Annotated in this window: 20 protein-coding genes; 5 read left to right on the top strand and 15 right to left on the bottom strand. The window is 67.9% G+C overall.

What is annotated here, in order from left to right; genetic code table 11:
• Positions 1–682: 682 nt before the first annotated feature.
• The 4 genes from AB4Z37_RS29675 to AB4Z37_RS29660 are packed head-to-tail and all read right to left on the bottom strand — an operon-like array spanning position 683 to position 5395.
• A complete protein-coding gene (locus AB4Z37_RS29675; protein ID WP_441520312.1) occupies positions 683–1831 on the bottom strand; it encodes an ABC transporter substrate-binding protein in 1149 nt (382 codons plus the stop codon).
• Positions 1832–1857: 26 nt separating this feature from the next.
• A complete protein-coding gene (locus AB4Z37_RS29670) occupies positions 1858–2580 on the bottom strand; it encodes an ABC transporter ATP-binding protein (RefSeq protein ID WP_441520311.1) in 723 nt (240 codons plus the stop codon).
• Complete coding sequence (locus AB4Z37_RS29665; protein WP_441520310.1) at positions 2577–4358, bottom strand: branched-chain amino acid ABC transporter ATP-binding protein/permease; 1782 nt, start codon at positions 4356–4358, stop codon at positions 2577–2579. The genes AB4Z37_RS29670 and AB4Z37_RS29665 overlap by 4 nt, the downstream gene beginning before the upstream one ends.
• Positions 4358–5395 (bottom strand): branched-chain amino acid ABC transporter permease, encoded by a 1038-nt coding sequence (locus AB4Z37_RS29660; protein ID WP_441520309.1) that lies wholly within the window; start codon positions 5393–5395, stop codon positions 4358–4360. The genes AB4Z37_RS29665 and AB4Z37_RS29660 overlap by 1 nt, the downstream gene beginning before the upstream one ends.
• Before the next feature lie 182 nt (positions 5396–5577).
• On the opposite strand from AB4Z37_RS29660, the gene AB4Z37_RS29655 reads away from it, so the two are divergent.
• On the top strand, positions 5578–6426 hold the full coding sequence (locus tag AB4Z37_RS29655; RefSeq protein ID WP_441520308.1) for a helix-turn-helix transcriptional regulator: 849 nt from the start codon (positions 5578–5580) through the stop codon (positions 6424–6426).
• 616 nt (positions 6427–7042) lie between these two features.
• Complete coding sequence (locus AB4Z37_RS29650) at positions 7043–8212, top strand: cytochrome P450 (protein WP_441520307.1); 1170 nt, start codon at positions 7043–7045, stop codon at positions 8210–8212.
• Between the two features lie 85 nt (positions 8213–8297).
• Here AB4Z37_RS29650 and AB4Z37_RS29645 read toward each other — a convergent pair whose 3' ends face one another.
• Together AB4Z37_RS29645 and AB4Z37_RS29640 are read right to left on the bottom strand one after the other, a co-directional pair.
• Positions 8298–8597, bottom strand: a complete 300-nt coding sequence (locus tag AB4Z37_RS29645; RefSeq protein WP_441520306.1) for an HU family DNA-binding protein — start codon at positions 8595–8597, stop codon at positions 8298–8300.
• A gap of 284 nt (positions 8598–8881) precedes the next feature.
• Positions 8882–9769 carry a LysR family transcriptional regulator gene (locus AB4Z37_RS29640; protein WP_441520305.1) on the bottom strand — a complete coding sequence of 296 codons (888 nt, stop codon included), beginning with the start codon at positions 9767–9769 and terminating at the stop codon, positions 8882–8884.
• Positions 9770–9882: 113 nt separating this feature from the next.
• Here AB4Z37_RS29640 and AB4Z37_RS29635 point away from each other — a divergent pair, with 113 nt between their 5' ends.
• Positions 9883–11445, top strand: coding sequence for an MFS transporter (locus AB4Z37_RS29635; protein WP_441520304.1), 1563 nt, complete (start codon positions 9883–9885; stop codon positions 11443–11445).
• On the opposite strand, the gene panD is transcribed toward AB4Z37_RS29635, so the two are convergent.
• The 3 genes from panD to AB4Z37_RS29620 all read right to left on the bottom strand — a co-directional run bounded on the left by panD (position 11442) and on the right by AB4Z37_RS29620 (position 13358).
• Positions 11442–11798 (bottom strand): aspartate 1-decarboxylase, encoded by a 357-nt coding sequence (panD, locus tag AB4Z37_RS29630; RefSeq protein ID WP_441520303.1) that lies wholly within the window; start codon positions 11796–11798, stop codon positions 11442–11444. The genes AB4Z37_RS29635 and panD overlap by 4 nt on opposite strands.
• A 120-nt stretch (positions 11799–11918) precedes the next feature.
• The gene (locus AB4Z37_RS29625) at positions 11919–12782 is read right to left on the bottom strand and encodes a hypothetical protein (RefSeq protein WP_441520302.1); all 864 of its coding nucleotides are present in this window, start codon (positions 12780–12782) and stop codon (positions 11919–11921) included.
• A gap of 21 nt (positions 12783–12803) precedes the next feature.
• Positions 12804–13358, bottom strand: coding sequence for an MFS transporter (locus AB4Z37_RS29620; RefSeq protein ID WP_441520301.1), 555 nt, complete (start codon positions 13356–13358; stop codon positions 12804–12806).
• A 102-nt stretch (positions 13359–13460) separates the two neighbouring features.
• Here AB4Z37_RS29620 and AB4Z37_RS29615 point away from each other — a divergent pair, with 102 nt between their 5' ends.
• Both AB4Z37_RS29615 and AB4Z37_RS29610 read left to right on the top strand, forming a co-directional pair.
• Positions 13461–14306, top strand: coding sequence for a LysR family transcriptional regulator (locus AB4Z37_RS29615; RefSeq protein ID WP_441520300.1), 846 nt, complete (start codon positions 13461–13463; stop codon positions 14304–14306).
• Positions 14307–14354: 48 nt separating this feature from the next.
• Entirely contained in the window at positions 14355–14936 is a 582-nt protein-coding gene (locus AB4Z37_RS29610) for a hypothetical protein (protein ID WP_441520299.1), read from the top strand.
• A 71-nt stretch (positions 14937–15007) separates the two neighbouring features.
• On the opposite strand, the gene AB4Z37_RS29605 is transcribed toward AB4Z37_RS29610, so the two are convergent.
• From AB4Z37_RS29605 to gcl, 6 genes are all read right to left on the bottom strand, one after another.
• Positions 15008–15172: a DUF3309 family protein gene (locus tag AB4Z37_RS29605; protein WP_211963388.1), complete on the bottom strand. Its 165-nt coding sequence runs from the start codon at positions 15170–15172 to the stop codon at positions 15008–15010.
• A 156-nt stretch (positions 15173–15328) separates the two neighbouring features.
• A complete protein-coding gene (locus tag AB4Z37_RS29600) occupies positions 15329–16417 on the bottom strand; it encodes a rhomboid family intramembrane serine protease (RefSeq protein ID WP_441520298.1) in 1089 nt (362 codons plus the stop codon).
• A gap of 295 nt (positions 16418–16712) precedes the next feature.
• Complete coding sequence (gene pyk, locus AB4Z37_RS29595) at positions 16713–18131, bottom strand: pyruvate kinase (protein ID WP_441520297.1); 1419 nt, start codon at positions 18129–18131, stop codon at positions 16713–16715.
• Between the two features lie 490 nt (positions 18132–18621).
• Positions 18622–19503: a 2-hydroxy-3-oxopropionate reductase gene (locus AB4Z37_RS29590; RefSeq protein WP_441520296.1), complete on the bottom strand. Its 882-nt coding sequence runs from the start codon at positions 19501–19503 to the stop codon at positions 18622–18624.
• A gap of 146 nt (positions 19504–19649) precedes the next feature.
• Positions 19650–20432 (bottom strand): hydroxypyruvate isomerase, encoded by a 783-nt coding sequence (gene hyi, locus AB4Z37_RS29585; RefSeq protein ID WP_441520295.1) that lies wholly within the window; start codon positions 20430–20432, stop codon positions 19650–19652.
• 165 nt (positions 20433–20597) lie between these two features.
• A complete protein-coding gene (gene gcl / locus AB4Z37_RS29580; RefSeq protein ID WP_441520294.1) occupies positions 20598–22358 on the bottom strand; it encodes a glyoxylate carboligase in 1761 nt (586 codons plus the stop codon).
• Between the last annotated feature and the right edge of the window lie 609 nt (positions 22359–22967).

Here is a 22967-nt window from a genome sequence, read left to right as displayed (position 1 = left end):
ATCTGAGCGGGTAGATCGGCGCCAACGTCTTTCTGATTCAGCTCGGTTCCTCGCAAGTGTGATGCACGATGTCCGGTCCCTGCCCGCGCGGCGCGAACGCTCCAGTTAGGGCGTGGACGAGCCCAATGCGTTCAATGCGGCATCGAACCGCGCGCTGCAAAAGGCTGGTTTCAGGTACGTTAAGACGCACATGACCGTTCCTGGCCCGCTTAATTTTCATCAAGCGGTGAACCGCTGGATGATAGATAGAGGTTGAGGGCGTCTAGCGAGCGCTGTCGACGAATTTATGAGTACGCGCCCTACATCACGGCGCGCAGCCACGACACCAGATGCCGCTATGCCCGCCGCGCGCCCGTCAAAGACGGATCGCCCGGCCATGACACAGTGGGTGGGACGAGCACTGAGATCAAACCATTCGCAGACAGCGTCAGCGTAGAGGCGTAGCCCGCATGAGCGAAGCGATATGCGGGGTGGAAGCATGACGCATCGCGGATATCGCTGCGCTCATCCGGGCGACGAGACTGTGTGAACCAATGGCCGCTCCTCACCCACGGCGTCATCACCGGGCTCGCCCCGGTGATCCAGCTTAGGCTGACGTCGGTGTGAGAAAAAGCTGGATTGCCGGGTCAAGCCCGGCAATGACGAGTTCAAAGACAAACGCCCCATGAGAGGCGGCACACCATTACTTCACCAGGCGAAAGCGACCACCGTCGACCTTGATGATGAACGCCGAGCGCTGATCGTAGCCGTTGTGGTCGGTCGGGCTCATGTTGGCGAGGCCGTTGTTGAGATAGACGTCCCTGGTCTGCTCGAGGCCATCGCGCAGCGCGGCGCGGAATTCGGCGCTGCCCGGCTTGCCGGCCTTGAGCGCCGCCGGCAACGCATTCGCGACCAGTTGCATGGAGTCGAAGACATGAGCGCCGAAGATCACCGGCGGCTGGTTCTGGCTCTTGCGGTAGGCCTCGATATAGGCCGCGGTCACCTTGTGGAACGGGCTGGACGGATCGAGATCTTCGGCGACAGTGTAGGCCTCGCCGGCGAAGATCGCGCCCTCGACATCCCTGCCGCCGAGCTTGATGAAGTCGTCAGTGGCGACCCCATGGGTCTGGTAGATCGGCCCCTTGTAGCCGCGCTCGCGCAGCGCCTTCTGCGGCAGCACCGCCGGCGTTCCGGCGGCGGCGATGAACACCGCGTCGGGCTTGGCCGACAGGATCTTGAGCACCTGGCCCGTGACGCTGGCGTCGCCGCGGGCATAGACCTCCTTGCCGGCGATGGTGACGCCGAGCCTGGGCGCCAGCTCCGCCAGCACCTTGTAGTAGCCCTCGCCATAGGCGTCCGAGAAGCCGATGAAACCGATGGTCTTTGCACCGGACTTCGCGATGTAGGTCAGCATCGCCGTCGCCATGATGTCGTCGTTGGGCACCACCTTGAACACCCAGCGCCGCTTGTCGTCGACCGGCGCCACCAGCACATTGGAGGCTGCCATGGTGAGGAGCGGCGTGCGGCTCTCGGCTGCGATGTCGAGCAGCGGTAGCGACACCGGCGTCAGCGACGAGCCCAAGAGGACGTCGACCTTCTCGTCGAGCACCAGCTTGCGGGCGTTCTGCGCCGCCTTGGTCGGATCGGACTCGTCGTCGAGCGCGATATACGTCACCTTCTCGCCGCCGATGTCCCTCGGCAGCGCCGCCACCGCCTTCATCTGCGGCTGGCCGAGCGCCGCGCCCGGGCCGGACGCGCTCACCGTGACGCCGACCTTGATGTCGGCCTGCGCCGCGCTGACGCCGAGCAGCAGCGCCGCCGCCAGCCATCCCGTCCGCCCGTTCCTGCCCATCGTCATCCTCCCCTGTTGTGTTGTTGTCAGTAAGCGTTCTTGCCGAAGCCGAGATAGCTCTCCACGAGGCGCTGGTCGGCGGCGATCTCCGCCGGCGTGCCCTGCGCGGTGACGCGGCCCAGCTCCATGACATAGGCGTGGTCGGCGATCTTGAGCGCGGCGCGGGCGTTCTGCTCGACCAGCAGGATCGAGACGCCGGCCGCGCGCAAGGCGACGAGGATGTCGAAGACGTCGCGGATGATGCGCGGCGCGAGGCCAAGGCTCGGCTCGTCCAGCATCAACAGCTTCGGCCGCGCCATCAGCGCCCGGCCCATCGCCAGCATCTGGCGCTCGCCGCCGGACAGCGTGCCGGCGAGCTGACGATGACGCTCGCGCAGCCGCGGAAAGCGCGCCAGCACTTCGGCCAGCGCGTCCGCCCGCTCGCCGCGCGAGCGGCGGAAGCCGCCGAGCAGCAGATTGTCGGCGACGCTCATGTCGGCGAACAGCTCGCGCCGCTCCGGCACCAGCGCAAGGCCGCGGCCGACGCGCTGCTCCAGCGGCTGCGCCGCGACCGCAGCGCCATCGAAAGCAATGGCGCCGCGCGCCGGCATCAGGCCGATCAGCGCATTGAGCAGCGTGGTCTTGCCGGCGCCATTGGCACCGATCACCGTGACGAGGCTGCCGGCAGGCACGGCGAGCGACACGCCATGCACCACCGTGACCGGGCCATAGCCGACATGGAGATCGTCGACCGCAAGCAGCGTGCTCATTCGACGCCTCCGAGATAGGCCTCGATCACCCGCGGGTTGCCGGAGATCGCGCCGGCGTCGCCCTCGGCGATGCGGGTGCCGAAATCGAGCACGACGAGATGGTCGGCAAGGCTCATGACGAAGTCCATGTCGTGCTCGACCAGCAGCACGCTGATGCCTTCCTGGCGCAGCTCGCGTAAGAGTCGCGCCAGCGCCTTCTTCTCGCCGACACGCAGGCCCGCAGCCGGTTCGTCGAGCAGCAGCACCAGCGGATCGAGGGCGAGCGCGCGGGCGATCTCGACCAGGCGCAACTGACCCAGCGACAGCGCCCCGGCCGGCACGGCCGCAACATCCGCAAGGCCGGTGCGCTCGAGGGCGCGCGCCGCGGTCTCGAACAGCACCACCTCCTCCTTGCGGTCGAGGCCGAGCACGGCGGCGACCATGCCGGCGCGGCCACGCAGATGGGCGCCGAGCATGACGTTCTCGATCACACTCATCTCCGGCGCCACGGCAGCATGCTGGAACGAGCGGCCGACGCCGAGGCGCGCCATCTGCTGCGGCGTCGGGGCGTGCAGCGGCGCGCCACGGAACAGCACCTCGCCCGCGGTCGGCGCCAGCACGCCGGTGATGAGGTTGAAGGTCGTGCTCTTGCCGGCGCCGTTGGGGCCGATCAGGCCGACGATGCGTCCGGCCGGCACCGCGAAGCCGACATCGTTGACGGCGATGAGCCCACCGAACGCCTTGCGCAGGGCCCGCACTTCGATCAGCGGCGTGTCGCGTTCCGGCCGCGCGCGGTGGCCGGCGGTGACGACGCCGCCGGCGGTGCCGAAATCCGGCGGCTGCGGCGGCCCGGCGAAGCGGCTCCACAGCCCGTCGCTGGCGTTGCGCAGCAGCAGCACCAGCACCGCGCCGAACACGATGGTCTCATAGTTGCCGGCGCTGCCGATCAGGTGCGGCAGCACCGACTGCAGCTGGTCGCGCAGCACGATCACCAGCGCGGCGCCGAGCAGCGCGCCGGGAATGCGGCCGGCGCCGCCGAGCACGGCCATCAAGAGATACTCGGTGCCGGCGGTGATGCCGAACGGCCCCGGCGACACCGAACGCTGGAAATGGGCGTAGAGCCAGCCGGCGACGCCGGCGAGCAGCGCGGCGTAGACGAACACGCCGAGCTTGACGGTGGCCGGCTGAATGCCAAACGCCGCGCCGGCGAGCGAATCGTCGCGCAGCGCCCGCACCGCGCGGCCCATGCGGCCGCGCAGCAGATTGCGCGTCGCCACCACCGCCAGCGCGACCGCGATGAACACCACGACGAAGTAGTCGCGCGTGCCGGTCAGCGCGTGCTCGCCGATGCGCAGCGGCGGGATGCCGGACAGGCCGTCATGGCCGCCGAGCCCCTCGATATTGGCGAACAGGTAGTAGAACGAGATGCCCCAGGCGATGGTGCCGAGCGGCAGGTAGTGCCCCGACAGCCGCACGGTGACGGCGCCGATCAGCAGCGCACAGGCCATGGTCACGACGACGGCGACCGGCAGCGTCAGCCACGGCGACCAGCCGAACTGCGTCGTCAGCACGGCGCTGGTGTAGGCACCGAAGCCGACGAACGCCGCCTGGCCGAATGACGTCATGCCGCCGACGCCGGTGAGGATGACGAGGCCGAGCGCGATGAGGCTGGCGATGCCGATGTCGGTCATCAGCGCGACGCCGTAATCCGAGACGAGGCCCGAGAACGGCAGCGCGAGGATGGCGAGCGCGGCGACCGCCTCGGCGGCGCGCCGGTGGCGCTGGAGCAGCCGGCGCATCAGTTGTGCCCTCCGCCCGGTGCGCGGGCGAGCGAACGCCACATCAGCACCGGGATGATCAGGCTGAACACCAGCACCTCCTTGAAGGCGCTGGCCCAGAACGAGAACAGCGCCTCGGCAATGCCGACGCCGAGCGCGGCCAGCACGGTCAACGGATAGCTGACGAGGCCGCCGAGGATGGCGGCGACAAACCCCTTGAGGCCGATCAGGAAGCCGCTGTCGTAATACACCGTCATCAGCGGCCCGATCAGCACGCCGGACACCGCTCCGAGGCCGGCCGCCATGGCGAACGCAATCTGGCCGGCGAACCCGGTCGGGATGCCCGACAGCCGCGCACCGACCCGGTTGGAGGCGCAGGCGCGCAGCGCCTTGCCGAACAGCGAAAGGCGGAAGAACGCGCCGACGATGGCGAGCAGCACGACGGTGACGATCAGCACCACGAGACTCTGGCCGGAGACGACCAGCGTGCCGACATCGAACGACTGCGCGGCCAGCGCCGTAGTGCCGACACCTTCAGGCCCGAAGAATACCAGGCCAAGGCCCATCAGCGAGAAGTGCACGCCGAACGCGGCGATCAGCAGCACCAGCACGCTGGAGGTGGCGATCGGATCGAAGGCGATGCGGTAGAGCATCGGCCCCATCGGCAGGATCAGCACCACGGTCAGCGCGCCCGCCGCGACCGGACCGATCTTGAGGGGCGCGAGCAGCAGCGTCAGCGCCACCAGCGCGGCCGGCAGCGCGAGGTCGGCGAGCAGGATGCGAACGAGCCGCCGCGGCGTGATCTCGCGCCGGTGCAGCACCAGTTCGGACACCGCGGCAAGGCCGCCGAGGGCGAGCAGCAGCCACACCGTGCCCGGCAGGCGGCCATTCTCCAGCGCTGCCGCGGTCAGCGCAGCGAAGGCGACGAACTCGCCCTGCGGAATCAGGATGACCCGGGTGACGGCGAACACCAGCACCAGCGCGAGCGCCACCAGCGCATAGACCGCACCGTTGATGATGCCGTCCTGCATCAGGAACAGGAAGATGGTGGCGTCCACGTTGGCGGCGTCTCCCCTTGCCCGCGCGGCGGCGCGGGGACCCCAAACCTACGCCGCGGCCCCGGCGAGCGTCTGTCCCTAGGGATTGCGACAAGACAGACCGGCGGGAGGCCACCTCGGCGCTTCCGAGGCCGCCGCCTTGCTGCTAGGATTCGGGAAAACAAGACGTTTGGGAGGAGACCATGGCAGGGCGACCGGCCATCGACGGCATCTCGCGCGGCGCCCGCGCGGCCGACGACATCACGCGGACCGATATCACCAGCGCCGTGCTCGCCATCGGCCGGCCGGCCTTTCCGCAAGCCCTGATCGGCGCGCTGCGACGCGTCGCCGGCGTCGGCCACTGCATGGTGTTCTCGTTCGCCGGCGAGCGCTCGGCGCGCTGCCTGCTCGACATCGGCAACATCCCGACCGGCGGCGATCTCGGCGTCGCCTACTCCCAGCATTTCCACCAGGCCGACCCCAACCGCGACGCCATCTTCGGCGGCCAGGCGGCGCCGACCCCGATCGTGCTGCCGACCTTCGCGCGGCGCATGTACGACGACAGCTACCGCAAGCTGTTCTTCGAGGACTCCGACATCGTCGACAAGTTCGCGACCGCGATCTGGGTCGGCGACACCTGCTTCTATGTCAATTTCTACCGCATCACGGCGCAGGGCCGCTTCAGCCGCGCCCAGACCGAGCGGCTGCGCCGCGTCGCGCCGGCGGTCAGCGCGGCCGTCGCCCGGCATTTCGACGCCGCGGAGATGCCGGCAGCCATCGACGCCTCGCCGGCACCGGGCGCCCGCGGCAGCCTCGCGGCGCTGTTCGCCCATGACGCGACCTTCGAAGCCCTCACCGGGCGCGAGAAGGAGGTGTGCCTGCGCATCCTCTCCGGCTACAGCTCGGAGGCGATCTCCGCCGACCTCGATATCAGCATCCATTCGACGCTGACCTACCGCAAGCGCGCCTACGACAAGCTCAGGATCTCGTCGCAGAACGAATTGTTCGGCATCGTGCTGGGGCTGCTGACGGCGGAGCGGCGGCTGAACTGAGGGGGCGTTCGCGACACGCCGCGCCCCGACGTCTCCCCTCATCCTGAGGAGCAAGCGCAGCTTGCGTCTCGAAGGAGGAGGCCCGTGCAGAGACGCCTCGGCCTCATGGTTCGAGACGCGCGGCGATGCCGCGCTCCTCACCATGAGGGGGAATGCAATACTTTGCGGCCGAATGTTTCGCCGCCGCGCCCCGCACTCGGCGTCATGCGCGGGCAGCGCGATCCGTCTTCGACGGATCGCCAGGACTAAGGTCACCCGCGCATCCAGCTTTCTTTCGGCCTACGTCACACCATGAGGCTGGATCACCGGGTCACGGCGCTGCGCGCCGGCCCGGTGATGACGCAGAATAAGACAACAGTCGGTCCTGCGAGGTTGATCACGCGAAACCTTTCCCCTCATCCTGAGGAGCAGGCGCAGCCTGCGTCTCGAAGGATGAGGCCCTGCGGTGAAGCGCCTCGACCTCATGGTTCGAGACGGCGCTCAAGCGCCTCCTCACCATGAGGGGCAACCTTGTTCGCCGGAAGATCAGATCGCCCGCCCTCCTGTCCCAACGGCAGGGGACAGACGCCCATGCAGCCCCCGCCTATCCTCCGGAGATCATACCGAGAGGGCCTCCGTGAGCACCGCACCGCGCTTCGACATCGACGTTCCCGCGTTCTGGGCCGATCCCTACCCGACGCTGAAGCGGCTGCGGGCGGAGGCGCCGATCGCATTCATTCCGCAGCTCGGCAGCACGGTGTTCACCCATCGCGACGATATCTTCGTGTCCGAGAAACAGATCGACGTGTTCAGTTCGCACCAGCCCGACGGGCTGATGAACAGGCTGATGGGCCACAACATGATGCGCAAGGACGGCGAGGCGCACCTCGCCGAGCGCAAGATGGTCTTCCCGGCGGTGTCGCCGAAGACGGTGAAGGCGCACTGGACCGCCCAGTTCCAGGGCCATGCCGATCGCATCATCGATGCCCTCGATCCGCGGCAGGACATCGACTTCGTGCGCGACTTCGCGCTGCCGTTCTCGGCCGAGTGCCTGAAGTCGATCACCGGCCTCGTCAACATGCGCTTCCAGGACATGAACGCGTGGTCGCAGGCGATGATCGACGGCATCGCCAACTACACCGGCGATCCCGCCGTCGAGGCGCGCTGCCATGCCGCCACCGCCGGCATCGACGCGGCGATCGACGAACGCCTGCCGGCGCTGCAGGCGGCGCCGGACCTCAGCCTGCTCGGCGTCAGTCTCGCCGCCGGCATGCCGATGGACAGCGTGCGCGCCAACATCAAGCTCGCGATCAGCGGCGGCCAGAACGAGCCGCGCGACGCTGTCGCCGGCACGGTGTGGGCGCTGCTGACCCATCCCGACCAGCTGGCGCTGGCGCAGGCGGGCGAAGTGTCGTGGCTGCAGACCTTCGAGGAGTATGCGCGCTGGATCTCGCCGATCGGCATGTCGCCGCGGCGGGTGGCGAAGCCCTGGCGCATCCGCGAGGTCGAATTCGCCCCCGAGGATCGCGTGTTCTTCATGTTCGGTTCGGCCAACCGCGACGAGCGCCATTTCGACAATGGCGAAGCCTTCGACGTGCGCCGCGACGCCGGCAAGAGCATCGCCTTTGGCGCCGGGCCGCACTTCTGCGCTGGCGCCTTCGCCTCGCGCGCCATGGTCGCCGATGTCGCGTTGCCGACCGTGTTCGCGCGGCTGAAAAACCTGCGCCTCGTCGACCGCGAACCCGTACGCATTGGCGGCTGGGCGTTCCGCGGCCTGCTCAACCTGCCGGTGACGTGGGACGCCTGAGAGGCGCGGCTGGCGCTTCGGCAAACAAAAAGGCCCCCGAAACGGGGGCCTTTTCGTCGTCCGCGAATGCGGAGCGGATAACGGCTTACACCGCTTCCTTGGCAGCCTTGACCGGGCGGGCGCGCACGATCTTGCGGGCCGGCTTGGCCTTGAAGGTCATCGGCTCGCCGGTGAACGGGTTGGTGCCCTTGCGAGCCTTGGTCGCCGGCTTCTTGATGACGACGAACTTGGCAAAGCCGGGAACCACGAACACGCCGTTCTTCTTCAGCTCTTTGTAGCCGATGGTCGTGAGGATCTCGAGAACGCCCTTGACGTCCTTCTTCGCGAGTTCGGTCTGCGTCGAGATCTGCTCGATGAGCTGCGACTTCGTGAGTTGAGCGGCCATTGTGTCTCCTGGGAAAAAGTGATTCGGACATCGTCACCATATGGCGGAATCCGCCTTGAAACATAGCCCAAACGCGATCTGCACAGCTTTTGTTGGCCAAAAAACCCGAAAAAAACGCCTTTTTGGCGATTCGGAGCGGAGGGGAACAGCGCAAAGCCTGTCATCCAAGGTGTTTTGGACATCCGGAAGGGCGCACGGCGGACGTGAGAATCAGCTGTTCGGGCGAGTCGCCCCTGCCCGCTGCGGTGCGCTGTCGCACCGCGCCGGCCATGTTTCATGCCGCCTCAGGCCGCGAACAACCGCGCGCCGAGATAGTCCACGAACACACGCCGCTTCGGCGACAAGTGCCGGCTCGCCGGCCACACCGCCCAGAACTGGCCGGGGTTGATCAGGTAGGGGTCCAGCATGGTGACGAGCTCGCCGCGCGCGATGGCGTCGCGGGCGAGGAAGTCCGGCATGTGGGCGATGCCGTAGCCGCTGATGGCCGCGGCGCGCAGCGCCTCGATGTTGTTGCAGATCAGCGCCGTCGGCAGCCGCAGCTCGGCGCCCGCCTTCGATTTCAGCAGCCATTCCTGCAGCTTGCCGGTGGTCGGAAAGCGAAAGCGCAGGCAGCGATGGCCGGCGAGATCGACTGGCGTGCGCGGTGTGCCATGGCCTGCAAGATAGGCCGGCGACGCGCACAGCACGAAGCGGAAGGCGGCGAGCCGCCGCGACATCAACGTGGAATCCGGCAGGTCGCCGCTGCGCACCACGACGTCGAAGCCGTCCTCGATCACATCCACCAGGCGGTCCGCGAAATCGAGGTCGAGCTCGATGTCGGGGTAGCGCGCGCTGAACTCCGGCAGCAGCGGCATCAAAAAGCGGTAGCCGATGGTCGGCAGGCTGACCCGCAGCTTGCCCCGCGGCGTCGTCGCCGACTGCGCCAGCATCGCCTCGGCTTCCTGCAGCTCGTCGAGCACGCGGCGGCAGCGCTCATAGAACAGCGCGCCCTCGTCGGTCAGGCTGACGCGGCGGGTGCTGCGATGAAACAGCCGCACGCCGACATCCGTCTCGAGCTTGGCGACACTCTTTCCGACCGCCGAGGCCGAGATCCCGAGCGCGCGCCCGGCGGCCACGAAACTCAGGGTCTCGGCCGCGCGCACGAAGGCAATGATGCCGCTCAGACTGTCCATCGTCGGCAAATTAAAGAGTTTTACTCCGTAATCAATGGAGATAGAGCGCGTTTATCAACCGTTCGATCCATATTAGCTCGCGGCTGACCTTCCTCGCCACGCCAAGGACAGCCATGACGTCTCATGCTCCCTCTTCGTCCGGCGGCCATGCCGCCGTGCTCGCCGCGGTCTGCCTCGCCGCCATCGTGCTGCCGATGAGCTTTTCCGGCGGCGCTGTCGCCACCCCGGCGATCGGCCGCGACCTCGGCGGCAGCGCCGCGGCGCTGACCTGGATCACCAATGCCTTCATGCTGACGTTCGGCGGCAGCCTGATGGCCGCGGGAACCCTCGCCGACACCTTCGGCCGCAAGCGCGCCTTTGTCGCCGGGGTGGCCGCCTTCACCATCATCTCGCTGCTGCTCGCCTGTGCCTCCTCGATCCTGCTGCTCGATCTCCTGCGCGCCGCCCAGGGGCTCGCCGCCGCCGCGACGCTCGCCGGCGGCACCGCGGCGCTCGCCCAGGATGTCGAGGGCCACGCCCGCACCCGCGCCTTCAGCCTGCTCGGCACCACCTTCGGCCTTGGCCTCGCCTTCGGCCCATTGCTCGCCGGCGCCCTGATCGAGGCGTTCGGCTGGCGCGCGGTGTTCCTGTCGACCGCGCTGGTTGGCGCCGTCGCGCTCGCCTTCGGCGCCCGGCGGATGCGCGACAGCCGCGATCCCGACGCGCGCGGCCTCGACTGGGTGGGCACCATCAGCTTCACCGCCATGCTCAGCCTGTTCACCTGGGCGGTGATCGAGGCGCCGAGCCGGGGCTGGCGCGATCCGCTGGTCGCCGGCCTGCTCATGGCTGCGCTGGTGCTGCTGGTCATCTTCATTGTCGCCGCACGGCGGGTGGCGCGGCCGATGCTCGACCTGTCGCTGTTCCGCTATCCGCGCTTCGTCGGCGTGCAGATGCTGCCGGTCGCGACCTGCGCCTGCTACATCGTGCTGCTGGTGCTGCTGCCGCTGCGCCTGATCGGGATCGAAGGGTTTCGCGAGATCGATGCCGGCTGGCTGATGGTGGCGCTGTCAGTGCCGATGCTGGTCGTGCCCTCGCTGGCCGCGGCGCTGACCCGCATCGCGCCCGCGGGCCTCGTGTCCGCCGTGGGCCTGTTGGTCGCCGCCGCCGGCCTCGTCTGGCTGAGCGCCATCGATCCCGGCGGCCCCGTTCTGCATGTGATCGGCCCGCTGCTGCTGATCGGCTGCGGCGCCGGCCTGCCGTGGGGGCTGATGGATGGCCTTGCCATCAGCGTGGTGCCGACCGAGCGCGCCGGCATGGCCACCGGCATCTTCAACACCATCCGTGTTGCCGGCGAAGGCATCGCGCTGGCGATCGCCGGCGCCGTGCTCGCCGGCCTGTCCGCACAGCAGCTGCGCGCGGCGCTGCCCGGCAGCGTCGCCTCGTCCGCCATCACCACCGCGGCGGCGCGCCTCGCCACCGGCGACCTCGGCCATGCCGCGGAGTTGCTGCCGCCGTCGGTGCGGCCGCTGCTGATCGCGAGCTACGCCACGGCGTTCCAGACCCTGCTGTGGGTGCTCGCGGCGGTAACGGTGATCGCGGCCGTGGTCGTGCTCGCCTGCTTGCGTCCACCGCAGGTCAGCGCGGACGATCGGGGCGCCGGCGCGCTCGATGCGTCGCAGGCTTCGCAAGCGTCCTAGGCGACCGGGGTCAGCGGCGTTTCGGTGAGATCGCGGACAAAACGGTTCTGCCGATCGACCAGGATCACCTTCGGAACGATCGGCTGCTCGACGAGCTCGAAGCCCATGATGATGATCTCTTCGCCCTCGCCGATGAGATGCGCCGCCGCGCCGTTCATGCAGATCGCGCCGGAATGCCGCTCGCCCTCGATCACATAGGTCTCGAGCCGCGCGCCGGACGTGTTCGACACCACCAGCACGCGCTCGCCGGCCCACAGGCCGGTGCGCTCCAGCAGATCCTTGTCGATGGTGATGGAGCCGACATAGGCGAGGTTCGCCTCGGTGACGGTGGCGTTGTGAATCTTCGAACGCATGACGAAGCGCAAGGAACATCCTCCCGGTGTCGACCGACGGCGGCGCGGCCGTGTGGGCGGCGAACCTAGGGCGGTCGATCGCCGATGTCGATGGCCCGCGCTGTGATCACAGCATCGACGTCATGCCTCGTCCCACAACCCCAGAGACAGCAGCGCGCCGAGTGCCAGCAGCACGACGTTGCAGCCGAGCGCGAGGGCGAACGCGTGCGCATAGGCCGCAAGGTCGCGCCCGTCGCCGAGCACGGTGTAGAACACACCGCCGATGACGGCGACGCCGAGCGCGGAGGCGATCTGGAAGGTCGAGATCGCGATCCCCGACGCAAGGCCCGCATGGCGCGGATCGACGCCGCCGATCACCACCTTGATCACCGACGGCATCACGAGACCGAAGCCGATGCCGGCGCAGGCGAGCCCCGCGGACAGCGGCACCGCGACGATCCCCGCGACCGTCAGCGCGACGCTGCCGAAGCCGAGCACCTGCAGGGCGAAGCCGAGCGTCAGCGCGCGGGCGCGCAGGCGTTGCATCACCACCGCCGACGCCAGCGAGGCGACGAAGTAGCCGCCGGCATAGGGCAGCATCGCAACGCCCGCCGCCAGCGGCGTCAGCTGACGGCCGCTCTGCAGGTAAACCGCGAAGGTGAGATAGAACGACGCCAGCAGATAGAGCGCCAGCGCCATCAGCACGCCGAGCACGAAGCTGCCGTTGGCGAACAGCGACAGCTCCACCAGCGGCGCGCCGCCGCGCGCGGCGAGGCGGCGCTCGAAGGCGATGAAGACCGCGAGCATCGCCGGACAGGCGATCAGCATGGCGACGATCCACACCGGCCAGCCGCTCTCGCGCCCTTCGATCAGCGGATAGACCAGCAGCGCCAGCGTCAATGACAGCAGCACCACGCCGCCGAGATCGAGCCGCTGCGCCTGCGGCGCGCGGGAGTCGCCGAGCACGGTGAGGCCCCCGACGAAAGCGACGAGGCCGATCGGCACGTTGACGAGGAAGATCGCCTGTCAGGTCCAGCCGAACGGCTGCGACGACACCAGCACGCCGCCAAGGATCTGGCCGACGATGTTGGCGAGGCCGAAGGTCGCGCTGTAGAGCGCCAGCGCCCGGCCCTGCTCGGCGGCGGGAAACAGCACGCGGATCGAGGCCAGCACCTGCGGCGCCATGAGGGTGGCCGTCAGCCCCTGCAGGATGCGCCCGACGATCAGCACCTGCGGCGACCAGGCGAAGCCGCACAGCACCGAGGCCAGCGTGAAGCCGGCGACGCCGGTGACAAACATCGGCCGCCGTCCCAGCCAGTCGCCGAGCCGGCCGCCGGTGATCAGGAACACCGCATAGGTCGCGGCATAGGCGGAGATGACGAACTGCAGGTCGCCGGCGCTGGCATGCAGCCCTTGCCGGATCGCCGGCAGCGCCAGATTGACGACGTTGAAATCGAGGATCGGCAGGAAGGCGCCGGTGAGCAGCACCGGCAACGCCAGCCAGCGTCTGGGGTCGCCGGCCCCGGCGTCGCTGCGGCACCCCGTGGCCGCGATGGTGATCTCGTCCGTCTGACTGCTCATGCCTGCTCTCCCGATGGCGCCGTCGGAGGCAAGCTAGTGCCGGCTTGATCATATTATAATGATATGATTGGATATATTAGAAATAACGATACGGCATCTAACATGACCACCCTCGATGTCGACGCCGTGCAGGCGTTCGTGCTGGTCGCCGATCTGCAGAGCTTCACCCGCGCCGCCGATGCGCTCGGCACCTCGCAGGCCGCCGTCAGCGTCAAGCTCAAGCGGCTGGAGGAGCGGCTCGGCCACAAGCTGATCGAGCGCACGCCGCGCTCGGTGCGGCTGTCGGCGCGCGGCGCCGCCTTCCTCGACAGCGCCCGCGACTTCATCGCCGCGCACGAGCGCGCGATCACCGAACTGTCGTCGCGTCCGCAAACCCTGACGCTCGGCATCAGCGACCATGTCGCCGGGCCCGAGCTGCCGCTGCTGCTGGCGCGACTGCACGCCTACGATCCGGCGCTGCTGATCACCGTGGAGATCGGCGCCTCGCGCGCCCTGCTCGATGCGTTCGATGGCGGCACGCTGGATGCGGCGATCGTGCGTTGCGAGGACGACCGCCGCGACGGCGAGGTGCTGGGACGCGAGCGCGTCGGCTGGTTCGCCGCGCCGTCGTTCGTGCGCCGCGACGGCGAAGCGCTCCGCCTCGCCTCGCTGGCGCCGTCCTGCGGCGTGCGCAACATCGCCGGCCGCGCACTCGATGCCGCGGGGATCGCCTGGATGGAGGTGTTCATGGGCGGCGGCACCACCGCGGTCACCGCTGCAGTGTCGGCCGGCCTTGCGGTCGCCGCGCTGGCGCAGCGGGTCGCGCCCGCCGGCAGCGTCGAGGTCGGCGAGCGCCTTGGCTTGCCGGCCCTGCCGCCGTCGACCATCGTGCTGCATGCGCGCCTGACCGATGCGCGCTCGCGCGGCGCGCTGCGCACGCTCGCCGCCGCGTTTCGCGAGCATCGCTGACCGGGCCAAACGCGGTTCGGGCTATTTCTTCCTGGCAGGAGGCGACCGATGGCGAAGTGGAAAGGGATTGTCTGGCTTTTGGGCCTGGCCATCTGCTTTGGAGCCGCAAAGGCTGATGACGACAGCAGCCTCACCGCAGAGGCAAGGCTCCTCTTCCAGACGGTGATTGCAGACGAAATACCTTTGCAACGCTGCGAACTCCAGCCAGCATGGCAAAGCTCTCCAATTCCTGAGCCCATTGCCCGGCATTATTTTGGTTCAACAGTGCGTGCGGAGCTCGTACCGCCAGTCGCTGGAGGCAGTCTCAGCAGGATTGTCGATATTGCTGAGCGCGAAGAGTATGTATGCAGCGGGGCAAAACAAAAATTGCTGGACCACGATCGGCGAAGAAAATTTGAAGCCGGCAGCGGGGACCATCTGGAGATCAAACACTCCGGCTACACGTTTCCAGTCTTTAGCAACGACTACACACTGGCGGCTCTGATTGTATCCCACGACCTTCAGGAGTGGGTCCGATCACCCGGAGGCGTCAAAAACCTGCCCGTACAAGCGGTTGGATATGTCGCCATCTACAGGAAGATGGACGGCAGATGGCGACGCGTCGAAACGATCGATCTGTTTGTCACTTGAGTGCCACCACCGAGAGGCGCTCCCGCCTCGCGAGAACTCCTCCCGGTAACAAGCAGCCATTGAATCTGCGCCTAGATGCGGCCGAGCAGCACGAGGATCAGCAGGATGACGATGACCAGCCCGAGGCCGCCACCGCCATAGTAGCCGGTGCCGTAGAACGGGCCGCCGCCGAGGCCGCTGAATCCGCCGAGCAGCGCGATGATCAGGATGATCAGAATAATGGTACCGATCGACATTCATGGTCTCCGTGCAATGAAATCGCCACGGTAACCCGGGCCCCGAACCATGGTTCCGGCGCGAAGGCCGATCGATTGCGCCTGTGCAGATGAAAATTTTCGGCGTGCACGAGGAACTGATCGACGGTGCGCCGACCGTGCGGGCCTACAATCCCATTACAATCCCACGCGCCGCTTGCGTTCGGCCCGAAACGACGCGCCGGCGAATCCGACGTCGCGCAAGCCGCGCGACAGCTCCGGCCCGTGCACCAGAAGCGACAGCAGCAGCACGCCCGCGGCGGCTGCGGCGAGCATGATCTCGCCGTTGCCGCAGCCAAGGCCGAGCAACGGATCGATCGGTGTCGTGACGCCGCGGGCATAGGCGACGCAGCTCGCCGTCCACGCCGGCGCAAGCACCACGCCCGCGGCCACGACCAGCATCATGTTCATGACCGCCATGACGACGACGGCCATGGCGAGGCCCTTGCGCAACGGCAGCAGGCGATCGACCAGCGCGACCACCACCGCACCGGCGGCGAGACCCGCGACCAGCGCCATCCAGGCATCCGGCCGGGACAGCGCCGCGCCGGCGACCAGCAGCACCGCCGCAACGATCAGCACGATGTTGACCTTGATCGCCTCGGGGAACCTGCAACTCAGCACACGCCCGCCGACACGCTCCGCGCCATCGAGGAGCGCGCAGGCGATCAGCCCCGCGGCGAAGCCGCCGAGATGCACCCGCCAGTCGATGGCCGACGTCGCGAGGGTCAGCACGACGTTGAGGCCGATGTTGATGACAAAGAAATTGGGCGCGAGGTCGACCTTGCCGAGGACCCTCAGGCACAGCAGCGCCCCGAGAATGCCGGCGACGCCGCCGGACGCGCCGACGGTGAGGAATGGCGCGTCGTGGGTCGCGATGCTGACGACGTTGCCGCAGACCACCGCCGCGACATAGACAATCAGGAAGTAGAGCGAGCCGATGCGCTTTTCCAGCAGGCCGCCCCACAGCACGAGGCAGAGCATGTTGGTGCCGAGATGCAGCGGATTGACGTGCAGAAAGCCGGCCACCAGCAGGCGCCAGTATTCATGGCGGTCGAGCGCGCCGATATAGATCGCGCCGCTACGATACAGCACCTCGGCCGTCATCGTTCCGGTGCCCGACCTCGAAAGGCACAGACCATAGGCGAGGAGATTCGCCGTCAGCAGCAGGTAGACAGCGAAATGGGGGATTTCAAAAGCCTGCCAGCGGCTTCGGGGAGTGGGCATGCGTCACAATCCGGCGAGAACGAAACTCGCGGCGAGGCTACGCCATACGGCGCATCCCTGACAATCGGTGCCGCGCAAATCCGGCGACGCGCCGATCAGAATCGTCACGGCATCCACCATCCTGGCATCGGCCATCGCGACCGCGGCGCCATCGTCCCCGTGCTCATGGCCAAAGCAACACGCGACAGGCACGGCTGCACGCGATGGATCGGCTGCGCCTGCCCCGCCGTCATCGCCGTGGGACGAGCGCTGAACCGGCCGTTCATGACGATCCTGCCGCAGGGCTGGCCGCCGGCTACGGCAGCGCCACGATGCGCAGAAGGTTGGTGGTGCCGGCGACGCCGAAGGGAATGCCGGCGGTGACGACGATGCTGTCGCCGGGCGCGGCAAAACGCTCGGCGAGCGCGGTGTCGCAGGCGACCTTGGTCATTGCCGCTTCGCTCTCGATCTCCTCGGCGATCACCACCGAGTGCACGCCCCACACCGGCGCGAGCCGCCGGGCGGTCGCGACCGACGGCGTGATCGACAGGATCGGCGCGACCGGGCGCTCGCGCGCGGCGCGGATGCTGGTGAAGCCGGATGACGTATAGGTGACGGTCGCCTTGGCCGAGATCTGGCGCGCGACATGGCGCAGCGCCCGGCAGATCGCGTCGGCATGGGTGGTGCGCGCCTCCTCGTGCTGCGCATCCGCCAGGGTGCGGTAGTGCGGATCGGCCTCGACGCCCCTGATGATGGACTCCATCATCGCCACTGCCTCGCGCGGGTATTGCCCGCTGGCGGATTCCGCCGACAGCATCACCGCGTCAGCCCCCTCGTAGACCGCGGTGGCGACGTCGGACGCCTCGGCCCGGGTCGGCACCGGCGCACTGGTCATCGATTCCAGCATCTGGGTGGCCACCACCACCGGCTTGCCCTCGCGATGACAGGCACGCACGATGCGCCGCTGCATCACCGGTACCTGCTCCGGCGGCATCTCGACGCCGAGATCGCCGCGCGCCACCATGATGCCGTCGGCGCGGGCGACAATGGCGTCGAGGTTGTGGATCGCCGCAGGCTTTTCCATCTTGGCCATCACCAGCGCGCGGTCGCCGATCAGCGCCCGCGCCTCGTCGATGTCCTCCGGCCGCTGCACGAACGACAGCGCCACCCAGTCGGCGCCCATGTCGAGGCCGAAGGCGAGATCGCGGCGGTCGCGCGGCGTGAACGGCGACATCGGCAGGATGACGCTGGGCACATTGATGCCCTTGTGCTCGGACAGACGGCCGCCGACCACCACCCGCGTCTCGGCGAAATCCGGCCCGCAGCTCTCGACCGAAAGACGGATCTTGCCGTCGTCGAGCAGCAGCGGCGTGCCGGCGGCAAGTGCGGCGAAGATCTCGGGATGCGGCAGCGTCACGCGGCTGGCATCGCCGGCGACCGGATCGAGGTCGAGGCGGAAGCGCGCATCGCGCACCAGCTCGACCGGACCATCGGCGAACTTGCCGACCCGCAGCTTCGGCCCCTGCAGGTCCATCAGGATGCCGACGGGACGGCCGACCTCGCGCTCGACCTCGCGGATGATGCGAAAGCGCTCGCGGTGGTCGTCATGGCTGCCGTGGCTGAAGTTCAGCCGAAACATGTCGACCCCCGCCTCGAACAGCGCGCGGATCATGGTCGGCGACGAGCTCGACGGACCGAGGGTGGCGATGATCTTGGCATTGCGGGAGCGGCGCATGGGCGAGGCCTCTGTGTGTGATGCGGATTGGATATGGTCGTCGGCGCGGTCGCGCCCCTTATTTCTTCGTCATGCCCGGGCTTGTCCCGGGCATCCACGTCTTCACGACATCTCAGCAAGGAAGACGTGGATGCCCGGGAGACCTTCGTCCTGGCGATCCGTCGAAGACGGATCGCGCTGCCCGGCCATGAGGAGTATGGGCGGCGTCTTGCCGTATTTCGTCGACCGGCAGCCTTCTCCCCTCATCCTGAGGAGCCCGCGCAGCGGGCGTCTCGAAGGATGAGAGCCGAGGCGCGGGCCTCATGGTTCGAGACGGCGCTGACGCGCCTCCTCACCATGAGGAGAGAAGTTGCGCCCGGCCAGAACGGAGAATGTAGCTACGGCCAGCAGCTCCCGTCCCGTCATCCAGAGGTGCGATCGGAGCCAGCCTCGAAGGATGGACGGCCCGAGCAGCGCCCCAGATACAGCCCCGAGACCTAGATCAGACCCCTCACGCGATGTCGTGCCCTGCCGCGAGCTCCAGCGCCTTGACCATCGCCGAGTGGTCCCACGCCTTGCCGCCCTGGGCGGCGCAGGCGTTGAAGAGCTGCTGGGCGATCGCGGTCGACGGCAGCGCGATGCCGAGCGCGCGGGCGCCGTCGAGGGCGAGGTTGAGATCCTTCTGGTGCAGCTCGATGCGGAAGCCCGGTTCGAAGTTGCGCTTGATCATGCGCTCGCCATGGACCTCGAGGATGCGCGACGACGCAAAGCCGCCCATCAGCGCCTGGCGCACCAGCGCCGGATCCGCGCCCGCCTTGGAGGCGAACAGCAGGGCTTCGCCGACCGCCTCGATGGTCAGCGCGACGATGATCTGGTTGGCGACCTTGGTGGTCTGGCCATCGCCATTGCCGCCGACCCGGGTGACGTTCTTGCCGAGCTTGTCGAACAGCGGCTTGACGCGCTCGAAGGCGCGCTCCGGGCCGCCGACCATGATGGTGAGCGACGCCGCCTTGGCGCCGACCTCGCCGCCGGACACCGGCGCGTCGAGATAGTCGACGCCGCGCTCGTTGATGGCCTTGGCGAACTCCTTGGTGGCGAGCGGCGCGATCGAGCTCATGTCGACGACGATCTTGCCCGGCGACAGCCCCTCGGCGACGCCGCCGGCATCGAACAGCACCGCCTTCACATGCGGCGTATCCGGCACCATGATGAACACGATGTCCGACTGCTCGGCGACGTCCTTCGCTGACTTGCAGGCGACCGCGCCGGCTTCCAGCAGGTTGCCCGGCACCGGATTGACGTCGTGCACGGCGAGGCGATGGCCCGCCGCCAGCAGGTGGCCCGCCATCGGGCGCCCCATGATGCCGAGGCCGATGAATCCGAGATTGCTCATGGTGTGTCTTCCCTTCGGTTGTTTGATCAGGTGTCTGAGCCGGCCCTTGCGCTTCATGCGCAGCAACAGGCCGGTGCCTTGCGGCGGATGCGTGCGCCGCGCCTCGACGTCGGGAGCGTGCGGCGCCCGACGCGGCGCGGTCCTGGTCACGCCGCCGCCAGTTGCGCGAACCATCCAAGGCCCTCGGCCGTGGTGGTCTTCGGCTTGTATTCGCAGCCGACCCAGCCGCGGTAGCCGATGTCGTCGAGATACCTGAACAGGAACGGATAGTTGATCTCGCCGGTGCCCGGTTCGTTGCGGCCGGGATTGTCGGCGAGCTGGACATGGGCGATGCGGCCGAGATGGCGCTTCAGCGTCGGCGCCAGATCGCCTTCCATGATCTGCATGTGATAGATGTCGTACTGGATGAACAGGTTGTCCGAGCCGACATCGCCGATCAGCTTCACCGCCTGGTCGGTGCGGCTGAGGAAGAAACCGGGGATGTCGCGGGTGTTGATCGGCTCGACCAGCAGGCGGATCTTCTCCTTCGCCAGCGCGGCGGCGGCAAAGCGCAGGTTCTCCACCAGCGTGTCATGGGCGGTCGCGGCGTTGGCGCCGGCCGGCAGGATGCCGACCAAGCAATTGAGCTGGCGGCAGTCGAGCGCCCGGGCATAGTCGATGGCGCGGCCGACGCCGTCGCGGAATTCCTGCATGCGGTCGGGAAGCACCGCGATGCCGCGCTCGCCCGCGGCCCAGTTGCCGGCCGGCAGGTTGTGCAGCACCTGCGTCAGGCCGTGCTGCTGCAGCTGCCCGGCCAGTTCGGCCTTGTCGAAGTCGTAGGGAAACAAATACTCGACGCCGGAAAAGCCGGCGGCCTTCGCGGCGGCGAAGCGTTCGACGAACGGCAGCTCGTTGAACAGCATGGTGAGATTGGCAGCGAATTTCGGCACGGCGGTTGTCCTCGTTGTGTTTGGTTGCAGTTTCTTGTGTGAATGTCTCAGACCCTCATGGTGAGGAGCGCGGCATCGCCGCGCGTCTCGAACCATGAGGCCCCGGCGTCGGGGGCCTCGTCCTTCGAGTCGCGGCCAGACGGCCGCTCCTCAGGACGAGGCATTTCATTCCGCCGGCGTGAGCACGCGTTCGGTGAGCGGGGCTTCCTCGAACTCGTTGATGGCGTCGATCTCCACGCCCATCGGAATGTTGGTGACGCGCTCGAGGATGAACTCGATCACCACCGGCACCTGGTGCTCGCGCATCAAGGCTTCGGCACGCGCGAACGCATCCTTGAACTCGTTGGGGCTGCGCACCCGCACCGCCTTGCAGCCGAGACCTTCGGCGACCGCGACATGGTCGACGCCATAGCCGCCGGTGTCGGTGTTGACGTTCTCGAACGCCAGCGACACCTCGAAGTCCATGTTGAAGCCGCGCTGCGCCTGGCGGATGAGGCCGAGATAGGAGTTGTTCACCACCACATGCAGGTAAGGCAGCTTGTGCTGCGCGCCGACCGCGAGCTCCTCGATCAGGAACTGGAAGTCATAGTCGCCGGACAGCGCGACGATGGTCTTGTCCGGACATGCGGCGCGCACGCCGAGCGCGGCCGGCAGCGTCCATCCCAGCGGGCCGGCCTGGCCGCAATTGATCCAGTGCCGGGGGTGATAGACGTTGAGCAGCTGCCCGCCGGCGATCTGCGACAGGCCGATCGCGGTGACGTAGCAGACGTCGCGGCCGAACGCGGCGTTCATCTCCTCATAGACGCGCTGCGGCTTGAGCGGCACCTGGTCGTAGTGCGTGTGGCGCGGCATGCTGGCCTTGCGCGCGGCGCACTCGCGCGCCCAGATGCCGCGATCCCGCAGCTTGCCCGCCGCCTTGCGCTCGCGCGCCACCTCAATCAGCAGGTCGAGGGCGGCGAGCGCGTCCGAGACGATGCCGAAGTCCGGGCCGAACACCCGGCCGATCTGGGTCGGCTCGATGTCGATGTGGATGAACTTGCGGCCCTTGGTGTAGGTCTCGACCGAGCCGGTGTGGCGGTTGGCCCAGCGGTTGCCGATGCCGATGACGAAGTCGGAGGCCAAGAGCGTGGCGTTGCCATAGCGGTGGCTGGTTTGCAGGCCGCACATGCCGGCCATCAGCGGATGGTCGTCGGGGATCGCGCCCCACCCCATCAGCGTCGGGATCACCGGGATGCCGGTCAGCTCGGCGAACTCGACCAGTTCCTCGGCCGCGTCCGCATTGATGATGCCGCCGCCGGCGACGATCAGCGGCCGCTCGGCCGCGTTGAGCATGTCCAGCGCCTTCTCGATCTGCTTGCGTGTCGCGCGCGGCTTGTAGACCGGCAGCGGCGCATAGGTGTCCTCGTCGAACTCGATCTCGGCGAGCTGCACATCGATCGGCAGGTCGACCAGCACCGGGCCCGGCCGGCCCGAGCGCATCAGGTGGAACGCCTGCTGCAGCACCATCGGCACCAGCGCTGGCTCGCGCACCGTCACCGCCCACTTGGTCACGGGCTTGGCGATCGACTCGATGTCGACGGCCTGAAAGTCTTCCTTGTAGAGCTTGGCGCGCGGCGCCTGGCCGGTGATGCACAGGATCGGAATGGAATCCGCCGAGGCGGAATAAAGCCCGGTGATCATGTCGGTGCCGGCGGGGCCCGACGTGCCAATGCACACGCCGATGTTGCCGGCGACGGCGCGGGTGTATCCCTCGGCCATGTGGGAGGCGCCCTCGACATGGCGCGCCAGCACGTGGCGGATGCTGCCGCGCGCCTTCATCGCCGAATACAGCGGATTGATCGCGGCACCCGGCACGCCGAACGCGCACGAAATGCCTTCCTTCTCCAGCACGCGCACTGCTGCATCGACCGCTCGCATCCGGGCCATGGCTTGTCCTCACCGACGTTGTCTGTTGTTCGATGGGCAGAGCATTGCGCCGCGGCACAGCGCTTCTCAATCGCGACGTCGGCGTTTCCCGCGTCGTGGAAGCGATTCTGAAATCGGTGGCGGATCAAGCTGTTAGAGCGGTGGAGCGATGAAAAACGAAATGCGCGATTGCGCCGGGGTGTGATCACAGGGCGCGTGCGGGTGGCGGAACGGAAGCGTGATCGCCGGCGGGGCATGGGGCCTCATCCTTCGAGACGCAGGCTGCGCCTGCTCCTCTGGATGAGGGGAAGATCTGAGACGCGGAGACGTGCTACATTTTCAGCGTCATCACCGGGCCGACGCGAAGCGTCGAGACAGCCCAAGCCGGATGTTTCCGGCTTGGGCCAACAAAAGAACGCAACTCGGCACAGCCGAGTTGCTACGGATCCAGCTTCAACGGCCTCATGTTGTGTCACACGTCAGCTGGATTGCCGGATCAAGTGTTCAGTCCGGGGACATCACCGACGGGTGTTCGGAGACATAGCCGACACATCACAATACATGGACAGGCTGTTAGGGAGTCGGTCCATGCCATGGCGCAAGGTGTCGGTGATGGAGCAACGACGGGAG

It is taken from the genome of Bradyrhizobium sp. 2TAF24 (assembly GCF_052115025.1).
Lineage (GTDB): Bacteria > Pseudomonadota > Alphaproteobacteria > Rhizobiales > Xanthobacteraceae > Bradyrhizobium_A.
This window is presented reverse-complemented; position numbering and strand designations above follow the sequence as displayed.